The sequence below is a fragment of the Notoacmeibacter sp. MSK16QG-6 genome (genome assembly GCF_024158145.1).
GTDB lineage: Bacteria > Pseudomonadota > Alphaproteobacteria > Rhizobiales > Rhizobiaceae > Notoacmeibacter.
On sequence record NZ_JAMYXM010000001.1, the window covers coordinates 94,668 to 111,917 of the forward strand.

Consider the following 17,250-nt stretch of genomic DNA (forward strand, 5'->3'; position numbering starts at 1 on the left):
ACTCCGGGCAGACGGGTCGGCACGCGGCCTTGTTCGGCTGCGCTCTCGCCGCCCGCTATAGCGAGGCGCTATCAGCGGCGCAACCGAGCCGCATACCATGCTAAGGCAGGAGGGAAGCGGTTAGATTTCGACGAGCCGGCCGACTGTCGGAACAACAACCTCCGTATCGGAACCGTTCATCTCATCTTTGAACGCTTCAGCGGTGCCGCTCAGAAACTCGAACGTGCCGTAATGGCTTGGGACTACCTTGTCGAAGTTGAAATATCTGCGGCACGCCATCGCCGCCAATTTCGGTCCCATGGTCAATCGATCGCCGATACAGACAATTCCAATCTTCGGCTTATGAACTTCATCGATGAGCGCCATGTCGGAAAAGATGCCCGTATCGCCGGAAAAATAAACCGTAGCTTCATCCTCGCCCTTCGGTTCGACGACCAGGCCGGTGGGGTTGCCGAGATAGATGGTCTTGCCATCACGGAAGGTCGAACTGGAATGCAGCGCCGGCCAGCACGTCACCCTGAATGCATCGAACGCAACGGTGCCGCTGTGATTGATAGGGCTGCCCTGATCTTCCGGCAGACCCTCCGCTGTGAGAAACTGGATGATCTCGTATGGCGCGACCACCGTGGCGCCTGTCTTCTGCGCCATTTTTACGGTCACCCCGATATGGTCGTCATGCCCATGTGTCAGCAGAATATGGCTCACCCCCTCCGCCGGTTTCTCCCATCCGCCGTCCCATGACGGATTGCCCTCCAGAAAGGGATCAACGAAGATTTTTGCATCGGCAGTCTGCAGACTAAATGTTGCGTGACCGTACCAAGTCAGTTTCATGGCGCGTCTCCTCATCTCTGTCAGCGAGTGACAATAGGTCGCGGGCCGCCAACGAAAAGAACGGGATTACCGCATGAACAATGCCATCACCATCGAAGAGATCACTGATCGACTGGCTTACGGACAGGTGCTGGCAGGTCTTGACCTCGGTGAGAAGACCATCGGTCTCGCCGTTTCAGACGGACAGCTTTCTTTTGCTCATGCAAGGCCCGTCATTGCGCGCAAAAAATTCAGCCAGGATGCCGAAGCGCTGCTGGCGTCACTAGCGGGCGATCCGCTGGCGGGCTTCGTTATCGGATTGCCAAACAATCTGGATGGATCGGCCGGTCCACGCGCACAGGCCACGCGTGCCTTCGTCAGAAACATGCAGCGCGTCACGGCGCTGCCTTTTATCTTCTGGGACGAGCGGCTTTCTACAGTTGCGGTCGAGCGCGCCATGATCGACGCCGATGTGTCGCGCGCCAAACGGGCAACGAAGATCGATTCGGCCGCGGCTGCCTTTATTTTACAGGGGGCGCTGGACCGGATCGCCATGCTGCGAAAGCGTTAAGCTCTCGCCGGCCGTTTCGTTTAGAGGCGCGGTGCTGGGCTGCTTCCCGTGGAGATGCGCGTTCCACCAGGCTCTTATCTGCTTTCGGCGGCGGAAAGCGAGAATGCACAGCACCACCGCCAGATCCCAGACGACCGCACGGATAAGCAGGGCGGGAACCAGCGATGCTTCAATCCCCAGAAGATTGGCGTAGCTTTGCATGATGAGGTCGTGCATCTGCCGCGAAAGATAGATGCTGCCGAAATTGATGTCATTTGCCGACAGAACAAACCATGTCGTGTACAGCGTCAGCGGCAACACCCAGAAAATAAGACAGACGCGGGTGATCACGATCTGTCACCATCGGCTCTGCAAGGCCTGACAACGGCCGCAAGCGCAGCCAGATGGCTGGAGCGCCGGGCTGACAACCTTGCGGGAGGCTCTTCGAAACCTTCGGGCATGGCCTTTTCGATCAGCAGGAATGAGGCAATCAGCCCGGATGCCACAAGACTGCCATCGATCAGAGAGCGAAGGCCGTAGGCCGGCACATGTCCGATCATCGAAACGCCAATCGTGACGAGAGCTAGCGTGAAAACCAGCTGATAAGAGGGGCGATCTGACGCAGGGCATTCGTTTCGAGGCAATACGGCGATCATCGCCGCCAGCCATGCAAACCCCAATGCCGTCGCTCCCGCGATGATCGGCAGTATCAAAGCCGGCCAGATCGCCGCCTCGCCCGCTGACCGATGAGCCAGCATCGCCATCAGGCCAGTCGCAACGAAAACCGCCATCCAGAACAGACACACCGAGACCGGCACAAGCCGCGCCATGAAACACTCCCTGTTAACGATTTATAAACTGTAGTGGGAGCGGTGATGTGTCCACGCAATCTCTGGCTTAGGGTTAACGGCAGGCGCTTCTATCCACAAAAGCCTCTCAGGCATCGGCAGGGTAAAGCGTTTCCAGAATAGCCGCAGGTTCGTAGCGGCTATCGAGCGTGCCATAGGTGCTGCGCCAAGCGCCGCCCAGGCGGCTTTCGGCGAAGGCGTCGGCAATCCGCCCCGCGCCGAGACGACGCAGTTCAGCCGCCGCGGCTGCCAAGGCAAGCTGCTCGGTCAGAAAACGCGCGCTACCCTCATCGTTACGCGCCACTTCGGCGGCCGCACGCAGAACATCGACCGTTGAATCGGCGGAGCGACCGAGCCCTTCGTGCAGATCCTGAAGGATCGTTTCGAGAGCCTTCGGCGACCGGTTGAGGGCGCGCAACAGATCGAGCGCCATCACATTGCCTGACCCCTCCCAAATCGCGTTGACCGGAGCCTCGCGGTAAAACCGCGCCATTGGAAACGTCTCGCAGTAGCCGTCCCCGCCCAGGCACTCCATAGCCTCGTAGGTCAGCGCGGGAGCAATTTTACAGATCCAGTACTTAACCACTGGCGTCATCAATCGTAGCCAAGACGCCTGAATATCGCTTTCAGCCGCTTCGTCGAAAGCGCGCGCCAAACGAAAGGCCAGCGCCGTCGCGGCAGCAACATCGAGCGCCATGTCTGCCAGGACCCGCTTCATCAAAGGCTGGTCGTAGAGTTTCGCGCCGAAAACTTCGCGATGCCTGCAATGGTGAACGGCCTCGGCCAGCGCCACGCGCATCAACCCGGAAGAAGCGAGGGCGCAATCGAGCCGGGTCAGGCTGACCATATCCATGATGGTGCGAATGCCCTTCCCAGGTTCGCCTAGAAGCTGGCCGATCGTGCCTTCGAAACGCACTTCCGATGACGCATTCGAACGATTGCCGAGTTTGTCTTTCAGGCGCTGAAAGCGAAGTCCATTGTTCTGGCCATCGCCACGAATACGTTGGATCAGAAAGCAGCCCGGTCCTTCACCGGTTTGGGCAAGCACCAGAAAACCATCGCTCATCGGTGCGGAGAAGAACCACTTCTCCCCCTCGATCCGCCAATAACCGCTGCCGATCTCGGCCGCCTCGGTCCGGTTGGTGCGTAAATCTGTGCCGCCCTGCCTCTCGGTCATGCCCATTCCCAACGTCAGCCCGGCCTTTCGCGAAGGCGGCCGCTCGCTGGGATCGTATTTCCGCGTCACGACCCGCGGCCGCCAATCATTGAAGAGACTTTCGCTGCTGGCGATGGAAGCCAGCGAAGCGTTCGTCATAGTGATCGGACACAGATGGCCGCATTCAAGCTGCGCCATCAGATAGAATCGCGCAGCGCGTGCCGTCGCGCGATGGCCGGCTTCATTTGCGCCTTCTTCCCAGAAGGAGCCGTGAAGTCCCTCGGCGACGGAGCGACGCATCAGCGCGTGATATGCGGGATGAAACTCCAAACGATCCAGCCGTTCGCCGTGCCGATCATGTATTTCGAGCGTCGGTGACTTTTGGTTGGCGAGCCTTGCCAGGTCGAGCGCTTCGGGCGCGAGGACGTAAGCGCCAAGCGAATCGAGTCCATCGCGGACATCGGCGGTAAACGCGTCGGTGAGTTGCACCAGCAAAGGATCGCGCCGCCACGCATTGGCGCCAGCCAGCGGGGGTGTGCGGTTGAAATCGCTAGCCATGATGGGCGTGTCCTTCTGCCTGGGAGGCGAATCGAAGCGTATTCTATCGCGTCTTCAGCATTTTCATGCCGCCACGGCCACAGCAATCGCCTGTGGCTGATTGGCGATGAGCGCTTGCAGGCCCGGTGGCGCGCCGCTATCAGACACAACCATGGTGGCCCGCCCGCACTCCTTTTCGATGCGTCATCTGCTCGGCATCCGCAGCCTTTCCGAGCAGGATATCGAATTTCTTCTGGACCGGGCAGAGAAGGCGGTGGAAGTCTCCCGCCGGCCGGACAAAAAGACCTCCTCGCTGCGCGGCAGAACCCAGATCAACCTGTTCTTCGAAGCCTCGACGAGAACTCAGGCGTCCTTCGAACTGGCTGGAAAACGGCTCGGCGCCGATGTCATGAACATGAGCGTTGCGTCCTCCTCGGTGAAAAAAGGCGAAACGCTGATTGACACGGCGATGACGCTGAACGCGATGCGACCCGACATTCTGGTCATCCGCCATGGCAGTTCAGGCGCGGCGGAATTGCTGGCGCAAAAGGTCGACTGCGCCGTGGTCAATGCCGGCGATGGCCAGCACGAACACCCAACCCAGGCGCTTCTCGACGCGCTGACGATCCGCCGTCACAAAGGCAGGTTGCAGGGCCTGACTGTCGCCATTTGCGGCGATGTGCTGCACAGCCGGGTCGCGCGTTCAAACATCTTCCTTCTCGGTAAGATGGGCGCGCGCATCCGCTTGGTCGGCCCGTCGACGCTCATGCCAGCCGGGATTGACGAGTTCGGCGTTGAGGTCTTTCACCGGATGGAAGACGGCCTCGCCGGCGCCGACGTGGTGATGATGCTGCGCCTGCAGCGTGAGCGCATGAGTGGCGCATTCGTGCCGAGCGAGCGCGAATATTTCCGCTATTTCGGACTGGATGCCGAGAAGCTGGCCTTCGCCAAGGACGACGCAATCGTGATGCATCCAGGCCCGATGAATCGCGGCGTGGAAATTGCCAGTCTGATGGCCGATGCGCCGCAAAGCGTGATCGAGGAGCAGGTCGAAATGGGCGTAGCCGTCCGCATGGCCGTGCTCGAACTGCTTGCCGGCCCGTCGCATAATGAAGAGGGCAGCTCATGAGCACGCTGCTTCTGGCCAATGGCCGCGTCGTCGATCCCTCGCGCGGCATCGATGCGACCGGCGCGGTTCTCGTCGAAGACGATCATATCGTGGCTGCCGGTCCCGATGTCCACAATCAGGGCGCACCGGAAGGCGCTGAGATTATCGACTGCAAAGGTCGCATAATCGCGCCCGGGCTTGTGGATGGCCGAGTTTTCATTGGCGAGCCGGGCTACGAATATCGTGAAACCATCCGCTCGGCCTCCGAAGCGGCAGCGGCAGGCGGCGTCACTTCCCTTGTCATGATGCCGGACACCAGTCCCGTCATGGATGAACCCTCACTCGTCGAATATGTTCTGCGGACCGCCCGCGCCACGTCGCTCGTTCGCATTCATCCTGCTGCTGCTATCACCAGAGGACTGCGCGGCCAGGAGATGACCGAATTCGGCCTTTTGCGGGAAGCCGGGGCGGTCGCATTCACCGATGGACGCAATACGCTGGAAAGCCCTGTTGTTATGCGCCGGGCTATGACCTATGCGCGCGATTTCGACGCTGTGATCGCGTCTGAAACGCAGGACGAGGCGCTGGCCGCGGGCGGCGTGATGAATGAAGGCAAGCTGGCCACGCTGATGGGGCTGCCCGGCGTTCCCCGCGAAGCCGAGCTGATATCGCTCCAGCGCGATCTGGCTTTGGCCGGTCTGACCGGCGCTCGCTATCACGCGGCGAAGATCTCCTGCATGATGAGCGCCGACGCCGTGCGACGCGCAAAGGATAACGGCCATAAAGTCACCGCCGGCGTCTCCATCAACCACCTTTCACTGAACGAGAACGACGTACAGGGCTATCGAACCTTTTACCGGCTTTCGCCGCCTCTTCGTGACGAGTTGGATCGTCACGCCATGGCCAATGCAATCGCCGATGGTACGATCGATGTCGTTGTATCCAGCCACGATCCGCAGGATGTCGACACCAAGCGCCTGCCTTTCGCGGAGGCCGCACCGGGCGCAATCGGTCTCGAGACGCTTCTGGCGGCCCTTTTGCGCCGCGTTCACGATGGAACCCTGAATTTGATGCGCGCTATCGAAGTGGTTACGAGCGCTCCTGCCGCCCTTTTCGGCCTGCCATACGGTACGTTGAAACCGGGTTCCAAGGCCGATATCGCGATAATCGATCTTGACGCACCATGGGAGGTCTCCGACAAGGATTTACGCTCACATTCGCGCAATAGCTGTTTTGAAAATGCGCGAATGAGCGGGCGAGTCATCCGGACAATCGTTTCAGGACGGACAGTCTTTGAATTGAACGATTAGCCGGCGGCGGTCTGGGAGGGCCTTGATGGATTTATCGGGCGAAACGCTGGCAATCACGCTGCTTGCTCTGGCCGGCGGTTATCTGTGCGGATCGATCCCGTTCGGCCTCGTCATCACCCGCATGGCCGGGCTGGGCGACATTCGCGCCATCGGCTCCGGCAATATCGGCATGACGAATGTCTTGCGCACCGGCCATAAGAAACTGGCTGCGCTGACACTTTTGGCCGACGCGCTGAAGGGCACCTTGCCTGTTCTTCTGGCGCTCTGGTGGGGGCGGAACAATGGCATGGGTCCATATCCTGCCATGGGCGCAGGGCTTGGGGCTTTTCTTGGCCACCTTTTTCCCGTCTGGCTAGGGTTCAAGGGAGGCAAGGGCGTTGCAACTTATCTCGGCGTCTTACTGGGATTGGCCTGGCCTGGCTTCCTGACATTCGCAGCGATTTGGATTGGCTGTGCCGCGATCACGCGCATCTCCTCTCTTTCCGCTCTGATCGCCACTCTGGCCGTACCTATTGTGCTGCTGTTTCTCGGTTATGGGTCGGTTGCGTGGTTCTTTCTTCTCATGAGCATTATCGTCTACGCCAAGCATCATCCCAATATCCGTCGGCTTATGAACGGTACCGAACCACGCATGGGCGAAAAGCGTGAACCGGCCGCCTGAGACGAACCGAAGCGAAAGGCCGCGCCTGTCCTCGCGTCAGCGCTTTGCCTGGCTGCGGCTCATCCGCAGCGAGAATGTGGGCCCGGCAAGTTTCCGCGCCCTCATTAACCGATACGGTTCGGCAGAGCTGGCTCTTTCGGCATTGCCCGAACTGGCCGCGCGCGGCGGCGCAAAAAAATTGCCTCGTATCGCTGACGAGGGCGACATCGAGAGGGAGTTGGAGACGGCCGAGAGAAACAGCTTTCGATTCGTCGCCATCGGCGAACCGGATTATCCCGCAATCCTTTCTCATACCGAACTGCCGCCACCACTTCTGTGCATAGCGGGTTCGGCCGATGTTCTTCAGACGCCGCTCGTCGGAATCGTTGGCGCTCGGAACGCTTCCATCACGGGGATCAAGCTGGCCCGCAAAATAGCCGCTGAACTCGGAGAAGGTGGTTACGGCACGGTTTCCGGCCTTGCGCGTGGTATCGACGCAGCAGCTCACCAAGCAGCTTTGCCATTCGGCACGGTCGCTGTGCTTGCTGGCGGTCTCGATCAACCCTATCCGCCGGAGAACATCCCGTTAATGGATGCGATCATTTCGCAGAACGGTGCGGTCGTCAGCGAAATGCCTCTCGGATGGCGCGCGACGGCTCGGGATTTTCCGCGCCGAAACAGGATCGTTGCCGCGCTCGGTATCGGTCTCGTCGTGATTGAGGCAGCCAAACGTTCCGGGTCGCTCATTTCTGCGCGTTTAGCGGCAGAACTCGGTCGGGATGTCTTTGCAGTACCGGGCTCACCTCTCGATCCTCGAAGCGAAGGTAGCAATCGTTTGATACGGGATGGGGCGGTCCTCGTGACATCGGCGGCTGACATTATCGAGGATCTGCGGCCTCAGCAAAGTACGCCGACGGCCTATCCTTCGGTCGTGGCCGACGAGCCGGAGCAACCCGCGTACGAACCGGACGAGAGTGAGCGCGACAGGGTTGTGGAGGCGCTGGACTTCTCACCCGTCGAGATTGACGAACTCATCCGCCATACGGGTCTGTCCGCATCGGCAGTCCTGGCGCACCTGCTCGAACTCGATCTCGCGGGCCGGATACAACGCTTGCCAGGCAACCGCGTCCAACGCCTTCCGGAGGAGTAGCCTCTTCGGTCCGTTCTCCGATCAACCCGTACGACGTTGTGCGGCGGCTGGCGGCTCGCTGAAATTTTCGTCGTTCCTGGCTGGAAGGCGCTGAGGTCGTTCGCCCCGCAAAACGTCACTGCATTCGATGTAAGACATCTCGATCATATAAGCGAGAATGTCATAGCGTTCGGACTGGGCCAGCCGGTACAGTTCACGGAGCATCATCTGGATATAATCAAGCGTGTCGGTGCGGCTGTTTCGGCTTTTCATAATGGCTCTCCGCCTGTCCGTCAGCAATGTCAGTTGTATATTTATTAAATCACTCTCTTAGATTGTAAAGAAATATTTCCTATTTTGTCCTGCCAGCGCGTTTTTGGTGTGTCCCGACTGGATTCAAGGCCTCCATCTCCAAAAGAATTTGGTGAAATTGAAATTGCAGACAAAACGCGCCGGGCTTGACCGCATGCCTTTGCGCCGCCATGTGAAGCGCCATTCGCATCGCGTGGCGGTGCTCCAACATCGGAAGTTTCATGGACGTCGTCGTCGTCGAGTCGCCTGCCAAGGCCAAAACCATCAATAAATATCTGGGCAAGGACTATAAGGTTCTTGCGTCGTACGGGCATGTCCGCGACCTGCCGCCGAAAGATGGCTCGGTCCGGCCCGAAGAAGATTTCGCCATGAGCTGGCAAGTCGACGGCGCATCCAACAAACGGCTGTCGGAAATCGCCAGAGCTTTAAAAGATGCTGACAATCTCATTCTAGCGACCGACCCCGACCGCGAAGGCGAAGCCATTTCATGGCACGTTCTGGACGTACTCAACAAGAAGCGTGCTCTAAAGGACAAGCCGGTCAGCCGGGTGGTTTTCAACGCCATCACAAAGAAGAGCGTGCTGGAGGCGATGGCCAATCCGCGCCAGATCGATGACGATCTGGTTAACGCCTATCTCGCCCGACGTGCGCTCGACTACCTGTTCGGCTTTACCCTATCGCCCGTGCTTTGGCGCAAATTGCCCGGCAGCCGGTCAGCCGGGCGCGTTCAATCCGTCGCACTGCGCCTGGTCTGCAGCCGAGAAGCGGAGATCGAGCGCTTTGTCCGCGAAGATTACTGGATGGTGGCCGGCACCTTTCTGACACCGCGCGGCGATAGCTTCTCCGCCCGGCTAACGACTTTTGACGGCAAGCGAACCAACAAGCTCGATATCAAGGACGAAGATTACGCCAAGCGGATCGAGGCTGTTCTCAACCAGTCGTCCTTCCGTATCGAAAGTGTCGAGGCCAAACCCGGTAAACGCAATCCCGGCCCGCCCTTCACCACGTCGACACTGCAGCAGGCGGCCTCGTCGCGCATGGGGTTCGGCGCCTCGCGCACCATGCAGGTTGCCCAGCGCCTCTATGAAGGCGTCGATGTCGGCGGCGAGACCGCAGGCCTCATCACCTATATGAGAACGGACGGCGTGCAGATGGCGCCAGAAGCCATCAATGCCGCCCGATCGGCGATTGGCGGTGAATTTGGCGACCGCTACGTGCCGGAAAAGCCCCGTCACTACTCCACCAAGGCCAAAAACGCTCAGGAAGCACACGAGGCGATCCGCCCTACGGACTTCACGCGTACGCCGGCCAGCGTGAAGCGCTTTCTCGATGCCGACCAGTTCCGCCTTTACGACTTGATCTGGAAACGAGCGATCGCCAGCCAGATGGCTGCGGCCGACCTCGAGCGCACCACCGTGGAGCTGATCGCGTCAGGCGGCGGCGCGCCTGCGACGCTTCGAGCCAATGGTCAGGTGATCCGCTTCGACGGCTTTCTGGCCGCCTATACCGACCAGCGAGATGAGGACGACAAGGGCGACGACGACAATGACGATCGACGTTTGCCAGAAATTCGCGCCGACGAAGAGGCCGAGCGCAAGGCGATTGAAGTCACCAAATCCACTACCGAGCCGCCGCCTCGCTACTCCGAAGCAAGCCTTATCAAAAAGATGGAAGAGCTTGGCATAGGTCGTCCGTCGACCTATGCCGCGACGCTCCAGACGCTGCAGGACAGAAACTACGTCAAGGTAGAAAGCCGCAAACTGGTGCCGGAATCGCGCGGTCGCATCGTGACCGCGTTCCTGGAAAACTTCTTCGATAAATATGTCGAATACGATTTTACTGCGGGTCTCGAGCAGGAGCTCGACCAGATCTCCGATGGCAAGGCGTTATGGAAGGACGTGCTCGCCCGCTTCTGGCGCGACTTTTCTTCCCATGTCGACGATACCAAGGAACTGCGTGTTTCGGATGTGCTCGACCGTCTGAATGACGAATTGGCGGCGGTCGCATTTCCGGATCGGGAAGACGGCACCGATCCACGGATCTGCCCGAAATGCGGGAATGGCGAATTGTCGCTCAAACTCGGAAAATTCGGCGCGTTTGTCGGTTGCTCCAATTATCCGGATTGTAGCTTCACCCGCCAGCTCGATGGGCCGCCGGAGGGCGATGGAGCAGGATCGGGCCTCGACGAGGGACCGAAAGCTCTCGGCACCGATCCGCATACGGGCGAGGAAATTACCTTGCGGACGGGACGTTTCGGTCCCTACGTTCAACGCGGCGAAGGCAAGGAGGCCAAACGCGGTTCGATTCCCAAAGGTTGGGCCGTCGAGGAGATCGACCATGAAAAGGCGTTGGCGCTCGTCAACCTGCCGCGCGATGTCGGTCAACATCCGGAAAGCGGAAAGATGATCTCGGCGGGTATCGGCCGCTATGGCCCGTTCCTCCTGCATGACGGCAAATACGCCAATCTGGAGACCGTGGAAGACGTTTTCTCCATCGGCATCAACCGCGCGGTCACAGTCATTGCCGAAAAGGCGAAAAGCGGCGGCCGAGGCCGCGCCAAGGCGGCAGCGCTGAAGGAGCTCGGCGATCATCCCGATGGTGGTCCGATGACTGTCCGCGATGGCCGCTACGGCCCATACGTCAATTGGGGCAAGGTCAACGCGACATTGCCGAAAGGCAAGGACCCGGCGAGCATCACCGTGGAAGAGGCGCTTCAGCTCATAGCGGCGAAAGTCGAAAAAGGCGGGGGCACGAAGACCGCCGCGAAGAAGAAAGCGCCAGCCAAAAAGAAAGCCTCCGCTAAGAAAAAAACGGCCACCAAGGCCAAAGAGGACTGATGGCCAGGAAAAAGGCCGAGGGCCATTCGTCCAAGCGAATGCAGGCGGTGCCGGACCGCGATACGGTCCTGGCCTATCTAAAAGATCATCCGCACGCGGCCAGCCGGCGCGAGATTGCCCGCCATTTCGGTATCAAAGGCGCGGAACGCGCGGCGCTCCGAGATCTTTTGCAGGACATGGCCGATGACGGTCTTCTGGAAGCGGAGGGCCGAAAAATGCGGGTGCCGGGACAACTTCCGCCTGTCACTCCCATCGTCATTATGAGCCGCGACGCCGATGGCGGACTGATGGCGCGACCGCGCAACTGGGATCAGGATGCCGACGGCTTCCCACCGGCCATCGCGGTAAAGCTGCGCAAGGATGAACGCCGGCCGCCCGGAATCGGCGATGAGGCGCTGGCCAAGATCTTTCCTGCAAAAGGCGATGACGATGGTGTTTCTTACACGGCACGGATTATCAAGGTCTTCGACAAGGCCGAAGGACGCGTATTAGGCGTCGTCCGGCAGTTGAAAGACGGTTCGTTTCGCCTTGAGCCCGTCGAGCGGCGCCAGGATGAGATCGTTTTGCCAGAAGGAGGGCTGGCAGGAGCAAAGCCCGGCGATCTCGTCGAGGTCTCGCCCAACCGTGGCAACAGGCGCGGCCTTGCCAGCGGCTCGGTCGAGGAAGTTATCGGGCAACTCGGAACCGAACGCGCCGTTTCGGCCATCGCGATTCACGCCCATGGCATTCCTCATATCTTCCCGGACGCAGTGATCGCGGAAGCGCGCAACGCCAGGCCGATATCCTCAGAAGGCCGCGAGGACTGGCGCGAAGTTCCGCTTGTGACCATCGATCCAGCCGACGCGAAAGACCACGATGATGCGGTCTTCGCCAAACCGGACCTGGATGAAAAGAATCCCGGCGGGCAGGTCGTGACCGTCGCAATCGCCGATGTCGCGGCTTATGTAAGGTCCGGCTCGGCCATGGATCGCGAAGCCCTGAAGCGCGGCAATTCGGTCTATTTTCCAGACCGGGTCGTCCCGATGCTGCCGGAGCGCATCTCCAACGATCTGTGTTCCCTGCGCGAAGGCGAAGACCGCCCTGCCCTCGCCGTCCGCATGGTGTTCGATTCTGGCGGCCGTAAGGTGCGACATTCGTTTCACAGAGTGCTGATGCGCTCGCCGGCCAAACTTGCCTATGAAGAGGCTCAGACCGCCATTGACGGCGCGCCGACGCAGAAGACCGAACCGCTTCTGAAAACGGTTCTGGAGCCGCTATGGGCAGCCTATCGCGTTCTGTCGCAGGGTCGAAAGAGCCGGGGACCGCTTGAACTGGATCTGCCGGAGCGCAAGATCCGGCTGAAGGAAGACGGCACGATCGACAGGATCGAAATCCCCCCTCGCCTCGATGCGCACCGGCTGATCGAGGAGTTCATGATCCAGGCCAATGTTTGCGCCGCTGAAACTTTGGAACGCAAAAAACATCCGCTGATCTACCGGGTCCACGACGAACCTTCGTTGGCCAAGCAGGAAGTGCTGCGCGAGTTTCTGAAATCCATCGGACAATCGCTTCAGCGCGGCCCAGCGCTGAACTCAAGCGCCTTTAACGGCATTCTCGAACGGACGCGCGGCGGGCCATATGAAGCGATGGCTTCTGAAATTGTGCTGCGGACGCAGAGCCAGGCGGTCTATAGCCCGTATAATCTCGGCCATTTCGGTCTTTCCCTGACGCGCTATGCGCATTTTACCTCACCTATCCGCCGCTACGCCGATCTGATCGTGCATCGCGCACTGATCTCCGCCCTCAATCTAGGCGACGATGGTCTATCCAACGAGAAGGAGGAGCGGCTGGACGATATTGCCGCCCTTATCTCAGGGACCGAACGCCGCGCCATGATTGCCGAACGCGAGACGGTAGACCGCCTGACTGCCGGCTTTTTGGCCGAACGGATCGGCGAGCCCTTCGACGGACGTATCACGGGTGTCACGAAAAGCGGTCTCTTCATCCAGCTCGATCAATTCGGAGCGGATGGGTTCGTGCCAATTTCGTCGTTGGGCGATGAGTATTATCATTTCGATGAAGCGGCGTTTGCGCTGAGTGGCGACAGCACCGGGCTTGGGTGGCGGATTGGCGACGCCGTTGAGGTGAAACTGCTCGAAGTTCAGCCGCTTGCGGGTTCGATCCTTTTGGAAATGCAGAGCGAGCCGCATAAACTGTCTGGCATCGCCCGTTCGCGCGACAAGGCGCGTGCTGGCCAGAGACGTGCGCGATCGGCGAAAGCCAAAGGCAGGTCGGGCGAGAAAAAGATTCGCAAGGGCCGTAGCGGAGGCAGAAGGCGATGAAGGACGACATCTCCCAATTTGGAGGCGAGAACCACACGGGCCGCCCGGACAGACCTCTCGGCCGCTCCATTTTGCGTGGCGCGGCCATGCGCTGCCCGAACTGCGGCGAAGGCCGATTATTTCGCAGCTATGTGAGAACGGTCGATAGCTGCGAGGTCTGCCAGGAGCCGATCTTTCATCACCGGGCGGACGACCTACCCGCTTATCTCGTCGTCTTTATCGTCGGCCATATCGTCGTCGGGGCCTATATGGCGGCAGAGGCGCTCGTAGAATGGTCGATGGTCACTCACATGATCGTCTGGAGCGTTCTCATCATCATCGCGGTGATCGCCATGCTTCCGCCCGTCAAAGGCGCGGTGGTCGGCCTGCAATGGGCGCTTTACATGCACGGCTTCGGCGGAGAACCTGACACCATCGAAGATCATCCTTCCGACCCGCGGAGCGGTTCGTGACAGACTTCGCCTCGCAACTTCCGAGAGGCGCGCCAAAGGACCCGCGCGGCGACGACCCTGCCGACATGCGCTCCGTCAAGGGCCGCAGTCTTCGCCCTCGCGATGCCGGCACGCTCATCGTTCTCGATCGCTCTAGCGACGATGTTCGCGTCTTGGTCGGCAAGCGGCACGGTAAACACGCCTTCATGGCCAATCGTTACGTGTTCCCTGGCGGACGCACCGATCCCGGCGACTCACGCGTGGCGCTTGGTGCAGCTCAGCGTCTGCGCTCCGACGATCTGGATAAACTGACCAGCCGTACAGCGAAGCGCTTTACCGAACGGCGCGCCACCGCCACCGCTCTTTCAGCTGTTCGCGAAAGCTATGAAGAGGCCGGCCTGCTGATCGGCGTGGCTGAGCGTGAGGTGCCGCGGATGCCTTCGGGCTGGGAAGCCTTTGGCGAACATGGGCTTCTGCCGGATCTGTCAAAGCTGCGTTTCGTCGCACGCGCCATTACGCCGCCCGGTCGTGTGCGACGGTTCGACACACGTTTTTTCGCCTGCTGGCGGGATGAGGCGGTGGCGCATGAGCTGCCGGAGGGTGGGCCGACGCAGGAATTGAGCGATCTCATCTGGCTTCCATTGAGCGAGGCGCTTGAGAGCGACAAGCTGCCCGGTATCACGCGGATTATCATCGCTCATCTGGTGGAGCGACTGACGAATGATCCCGATCTTCATGAATCTCCAACGGTGCCTGTGCACTTTGAACGGCACGGCGACATGGTGCTGGAACGCGTATGACCAGACCAGCGCTTGACATTGTCGCGGCGATCTTTATTGGTCCGCGCACGATTGTCGCCGGGCGAGCAACGCGCCCCTTGGCGTGTTTGCAATTTCTCTAACTGTCGGAAGCAAGACCATGGCGAAGGCCACGACCATCAAAATCAAGCTGCAGTCCACGGCGGATACCGGATTTTTCTACGTAGCAAAGAAAAACAGCCGGACGATGACGGAAAAAATGGTGAAGCGGAAGTACGATCCGATCGCCAAGAAGCACGTCGATTTCCGTGAGGCCAAAATCAAGTAACGTCGCCGTCGCGACTTGCATCGAACGTTTGAACCGGGTGCGCCTAGCGCCCGGTTTTTCTTTACCTATAGAATGTTGGATGGTGAACTTCGGGTAATATCTGAAGATAAGGAGCCGGTCGACGAACACTCACGGTACGAGGAAACCGATAAGAATGCCGTCGACCGACTGACCCCAAGAACCCAGGAGATGCGGCGGACCTGAGCATCGAGGGGTGTTCTTCTGAAACAGGACGGATGCGTCTGTTTCATAATAATACGATTCGTCAAGTGGTGACGGAAATCAACCGATTCTTAAGAATGCGGCGCGGAAAGCCTGCGAATTGGTTAATATTGAAGGGGTTTCGCGTCATGCCGCATCGTCGATAACCCGATTACGGCCGTTCTCTTTGGCGGAATAAAGCGCCATATCGGCACGCTTCAGGAGAGAATTTGTCGTCTCCTGCTCTTCCCCCAATGACGACACGCCGATTGATACGGTCACGTCGATATCGGGCTTGCCTGGGCCAAGCGGGAATGGCGATGCCTCAATGGCCGCCCGCAAGCGTTCCGCAACCTGCCGGGCCGTCCGCTGATCGGTCTCCGGCATGATGATGATAAATTCCTCGCCGCCGTAGCGGCAGGCCAGATCCATTCCGCGAACATTTCGCCGGAGCCTTTGAGCGAACTCGCGTAGCACCGCGTCGCCGCCATCATGACCGTGTCGGTCGTTCACCTGCTTGAAGAAATCGAGGTCCATCATCATCAGCGAAAGTGGCGCTCCGCGTTTGACGGCCCGATCAAAAAGCGTCTGCAAATGCCCCTCGAGATAACGCCGATTGTGCAGTCCCGTCAGCGGGTCGGTAATGGCGAGTTGTAGCGTTTCGGTCAGGCTGGCGCGCAGTCCCTCGTGAAAATGCTTACGCTTCAACTGGGTCGTGATCCGGGCTTTCAACTCCTGCGGCTCAACCGGTCGGGTGACGTAATCGTTCACGCCAAGTTCGAGCGCCCGCGTCACCACGTCCGTTTCTTCCGGATTGGCAATCAGCATGAGCGGTGTAAAGCGTGTCCGCTCTATCGACCGCAGTTGCGCGATGATCCGCAATGGATCGTAATTCTTGAAGCCGGTTGCGACCATGACGAGATCGCACTGGCCTTCAACCGCATCGAAAAACCCGGTTTGCGGATCGCTCTGGTGCTTGATCGTTGCCCAGCCTTCCAGGCTCGCGGACAAGCAGGCTGCCGAGCCTTCGCGTTCGTCGATCAGAAGAATAGATGGCTGTCGGGCTGCTTCCTCCGCACCCGTCAACAGAGTGGTGATCGCGATAGTGCGCGACGTCGCCGCTCGAAGCCGCAATTCATCGGAGAGATTTTTAAGGCGAACCAGGCTTTTGACCCGCGTCAGAAGCTGCATGGTATCGACGGGCTTCGTCAGGAAATCGTCAGCGCCGGCGCGTAAACCACGCACCCGATCGCTCTGCTGATCGAGAGCCGTCACCATAACGACCGGTATATGAGCCGTCTCCGGATCGGCCTTTAACCGTTCGCAGACTTCATAGCCATCCATGTCCGGCATCATAATGTCGAGCAGCACCACATCGATGGCCTGTTCGGCGCAAGCCTTCAGGGCCTGCAGGCCGTTTTCCGCTGTCACCACGTCGAAATATTCGGCGCTCAGCCGCGTCTGCAACAGCAGAATGTTGGCCGGAACGTCATCGACCACCAGTATCCGAGCTGTCATCAGTCTACCCCCAATGCGCGTCCGGACTGCCCGGCCAATTATCCATCACCGAGATAGGAGCGAATTGTTTCCATGAAGGAACCAACAGCGATAGGTTTTGAAATATAAGCTTCACAACCACCCTGCCTGATGCGCTCTTCATCACCCTTCATCGCAAAGGCCGTTACCGCGATGACCGGTATGGTGTGCAGTTCGTCGTCCTGCTTTAGCCACTTGGTCACTTCGAGCCCGGAGAGACCGGGCAGTTGAATATCCATGAGAATGAGGTCCGGGCGGTGTTCGCGCGCCAGATCCAGTGCATCCTGGCCATTGCGCGTCCGGACCGTCTCATAGCCCGACGCTTCTATGAGATCGCGAAAGAGCTTCATATTCAGCTCGTTATCCTCGACGATCATCACGGTCTTGGCCATGAACGACCTCTCTCCTTATCGATTTTCATCGAACGCCATGGCGGTA

General features: G+C 59.5%; 17 protein-coding genes. 10 read left to right on the forward strand and 7 right to left on the reverse strand.

What is annotated here, in order from left to right; translation table 11 throughout:
- Positions 1–120: 120 nt before the first annotated feature.
- On the reverse strand, positions 121–831 hold the full coding sequence (locus NIM86_RS00460) for a metal-dependent hydrolase (protein WP_253378278.1): 711 nt from the start codon (positions 829–831) through the stop codon (positions 121–123).
- 73 nt (positions 832–904) lie between these two features.
- Here NIM86_RS00460 and ruvX point away from each other — a divergent pair, with 73 nt between their 5' ends.
- Positions 905–1,381: a Holliday junction resolvase RuvX gene (gene ruvX / locus NIM86_RS00465; protein WP_253378280.1), complete on the forward strand. Its 477-nt coding sequence runs from the start codon at positions 905–907 to the stop codon at positions 1,379–1,381.
- On the opposite strand, the gene NIM86_RS00470 is transcribed toward ruvX, so the two are convergent.
- The 3 genes from NIM86_RS00470 to NIM86_RS00480 all read right to left on the reverse strand — a co-directional run bounded on the left by NIM86_RS00470 (position 1,337) and on the right by NIM86_RS00480 (position 3,922).
- Positions 1,337–1,711 (reverse strand): DUF6105 family protein, encoded by a 375-nt coding sequence (locus NIM86_RS00470; protein WP_253378282.1) that lies wholly within the window; start codon positions 1,709–1,711, stop codon positions 1,337–1,339. The genes ruvX and NIM86_RS00470 overlap by 45 nt on opposite strands.
- Positions 1,708–2,190 carry a hypothetical protein gene (locus tag NIM86_RS00475; RefSeq protein ID WP_253378284.1) on the reverse strand — a complete coding sequence of 161 codons (483 nt, stop codon included), beginning with the start codon at positions 2,188–2,190 and terminating at the stop codon, positions 1,708–1,710. The genes NIM86_RS00470 and NIM86_RS00475 overlap by 4 nt, the downstream gene beginning before the upstream one ends.
- Positions 2,191–2,296: 106 nt before the next feature.
- A complete protein-coding gene (locus NIM86_RS00480; protein WP_253378286.1) occupies positions 2,297–3,922 on the reverse strand; it encodes an acyl-CoA dehydrogenase family protein in 1,626 nt (541 codons plus the stop codon).
- 151 nt (positions 3,923–4,073) lie between these two features.
- On the opposite strand from NIM86_RS00480, the gene NIM86_RS00485 reads away from it, so the two are divergent.
- Genes NIM86_RS00485 through dprA form a run of 4 tightly spaced genes read left to right on the forward strand, consistent with a single transcriptional unit; the run spans position 4,074 to position 8,109 of the window.
- Positions 4,074–5,030, forward strand: coding sequence for an aspartate carbamoyltransferase catalytic subunit (locus NIM86_RS00485; protein WP_253378288.1), 957 nt, complete (start codon positions 4,074–4,076; stop codon positions 5,028–5,030).
- Complete coding sequence (locus NIM86_RS00490) at positions 5,027–6,319, forward strand: dihydroorotase (RefSeq protein ID WP_253378290.1); 1,293 nt, start codon at positions 5,027–5,029, stop codon at positions 6,317–6,319. The genes NIM86_RS00485 and NIM86_RS00490 overlap by 4 nt, the downstream gene beginning before the upstream one ends.
- A 25-nt stretch (positions 6,320–6,344) precedes the next feature.
- The gene (gene plsY / locus NIM86_RS00495) at positions 6,345–6,980 is read left to right on the forward strand and encodes a glycerol-3-phosphate 1-O-acyltransferase PlsY (protein ID WP_253378292.1); all 636 of its coding nucleotides are present in this window, start codon (positions 6,345–6,347) and stop codon (positions 6,978–6,980) included.
- Positions 6,964–8,109 carry a DNA-processing protein DprA gene (dprA, locus tag NIM86_RS00500; protein WP_253378293.1) on the forward strand — a complete coding sequence of 382 codons (1,146 nt, stop codon included), beginning with the start codon at positions 6,964–6,966 and terminating at the stop codon, positions 8,107–8,109. Before plsY ends, dprA begins: the two co-directional genes overlap by 17 nt.
- 21 nt (positions 8,110–8,130) lie before the next feature.
- Here dprA and NIM86_RS00505 read toward each other — a convergent pair whose 3' ends face one another.
- Positions 8,131–8,361, reverse strand: coding sequence for a hypothetical protein (locus NIM86_RS00505; protein WP_253378294.1), 231 nt, complete (start codon positions 8,359–8,361; stop codon positions 8,131–8,133).
- 260 nt (positions 8,362–8,621) lie between these two features.
- On the opposite strand from NIM86_RS00505, the gene topA reads away from it, so the two are divergent.
- The 5 genes from topA (at position 8,622) to rpmG (ending at position 15,075) form a co-directional block, all read left to right on the forward strand.
- Entirely contained in the window at positions 8,622–11,237 is a 2,616-nt protein-coding gene (gene topA / locus NIM86_RS00510) for a type I DNA topoisomerase (protein ID WP_253378295.1), read from the forward strand.
- Positions 11,237–13,558 (forward strand): ribonuclease R, encoded by a 2,322-nt coding sequence (gene rnr / locus NIM86_RS00515; protein ID WP_253378296.1) that lies wholly within the window; start codon positions 11,237–11,239, stop codon positions 13,556–13,558. The genes topA and rnr overlap by 1 nt, the downstream gene beginning before the upstream one ends.
- Entirely contained in the window at positions 13,555–14,010 is a 456-nt protein-coding gene (locus NIM86_RS00520) for a DUF983 domain-containing protein (RefSeq protein WP_253378297.1), read from the forward strand. Before rnr ends, NIM86_RS00520 begins: the two co-directional genes overlap by 4 nt.
- Positions 14,007–14,789 (forward strand): NUDIX hydrolase, encoded by a 783-nt coding sequence (locus NIM86_RS00525; protein WP_253378299.1) that lies wholly within the window; start codon positions 14,007–14,009, stop codon positions 14,787–14,789. The genes NIM86_RS00520 and NIM86_RS00525 overlap by 4 nt, the downstream gene beginning before the upstream one ends.
- A gap of 118 nt (positions 14,790–14,907) precedes the next feature.
- Positions 14,908–15,075, forward strand: a complete 168-nt coding sequence (rpmG, locus tag NIM86_RS00530) for a 50S ribosomal protein L33 (RefSeq protein WP_253378300.1) — start codon at positions 14,908–14,910, stop codon at positions 15,073–15,075.
- A 348-nt stretch (positions 15,076–15,423) separates the two neighbouring features.
- On the opposite strand, the gene NIM86_RS00535 is transcribed toward rpmG, so the two are convergent.
- The gene (locus NIM86_RS00535) at positions 15,424–16,794 is read right to left on the reverse strand and encodes a PleD family two-component system response regulator (protein ID WP_253378301.1); all 1,371 of its coding nucleotides are present in this window, start codon (positions 16,792–16,794) and stop codon (positions 15,424–15,426) included.
- Between the two features lie 38 nt (positions 16,795–16,832).
- Positions 16,833–17,204: a response regulator gene (locus NIM86_RS00540; protein WP_094078022.1), complete on the reverse strand. Its 372-nt coding sequence runs from the start codon at positions 17,202–17,204 to the stop codon at positions 16,833–16,835.
- Positions 17,205–17,250: the final 46 nt, after the last annotated feature.

What these genes read in the sequence shown, in the direction of transcription:
- NIM86_RS00535 (WP_253378301.1), bottom strand. Translation starts at nt 16,794, where the DNA reads ATGACAGCTCGGATACTGGTGGTCGATGACGTTCCGGCCAACATTCTG.
- NIM86_RS00475 (WP_253378284.1), bottom strand. Translation starts at nt 2,190, where the DNA reads ATGGCGCGGCTTGTGCCGGTCTCGGTGTGTCTGTTCTGGATGGCGGTT.
- ruvX (WP_253378280.1), top strand. Translation starts at nt 905, where the DNA reads ATGAACAATGCCATCACCATCGAAGAGATCACTGATCGACTGGCTTAC.
- NIM86_RS00485 (WP_253378288.1), top strand. Translation starts at nt 4,074, where the DNA reads ATGGTGGCCCGCCCGCACTCCTTTTCGATGCGTCATCTGCTCGGCATC.
- rpmG (WP_253378300.1), top strand. Translation starts at nt 14,908, where the DNA reads ATGGCGAAGGCCACGACCATCAAAATCAAGCTGCAGTCCACGGCGGAT.
- NIM86_RS00480 (WP_253378286.1), bottom strand. Translation starts at nt 3,922, where the DNA reads ATGGCTAGCGATTTCAACCGCACACCCCCGCTGGCTGGCGCCAATGCG.
- NIM86_RS00460 (WP_253378278.1), bottom strand. Translation starts at nt 831, where the DNA reads ATGAAACTGACTTGGTACGGTCACGCAACATTTAGTCTGCAGACTGCC.
- NIM86_RS00540 (WP_094078022.1), bottom strand. Translation starts at nt 17,204, where the DNA reads ATGGCCAAGACCGTGATGATCGTCGAGGATAACGAGCTGAATATGAAG.
- topA (WP_253378295.1), top strand. Translation starts at nt 8,622, where the DNA reads ATGGACGTCGTCGTCGTCGAGTCGCCTGCCAAGGCCAAAACCATCAAT.
- plsY (WP_253378292.1), top strand. Translation starts at nt 6,345, where the DNA reads ATGGATTTATCGGGCGAAACGCTGGCAATCACGCTGCTTGCTCTGGCC.
- NIM86_RS00490 (WP_253378290.1), top strand. Translation starts at nt 5,027, where the DNA reads ATGAGCACGCTGCTTCTGGCCAATGGCCGCGTCGTCGATCCCTCGCGC.
- NIM86_RS00505 (WP_253378294.1), bottom strand. Translation starts at nt 8,361, where the DNA reads ATGAAAAGCCGAAACAGCCGCACCGACACGCTTGATTATATCCAGATG.
- rnr (WP_253378296.1), top strand. Translation starts at nt 11,237, where the DNA reads ATGGCCAGGAAAAAGGCCGAGGGCCATTCGTCCAAGCGAATGCAGGCG.
- NIM86_RS00520 (WP_253378297.1), top strand. Translation starts at nt 13,555, where the DNA reads ATGAAGGACGACATCTCCCAATTTGGAGGCGAGAACCACACGGGCCGC.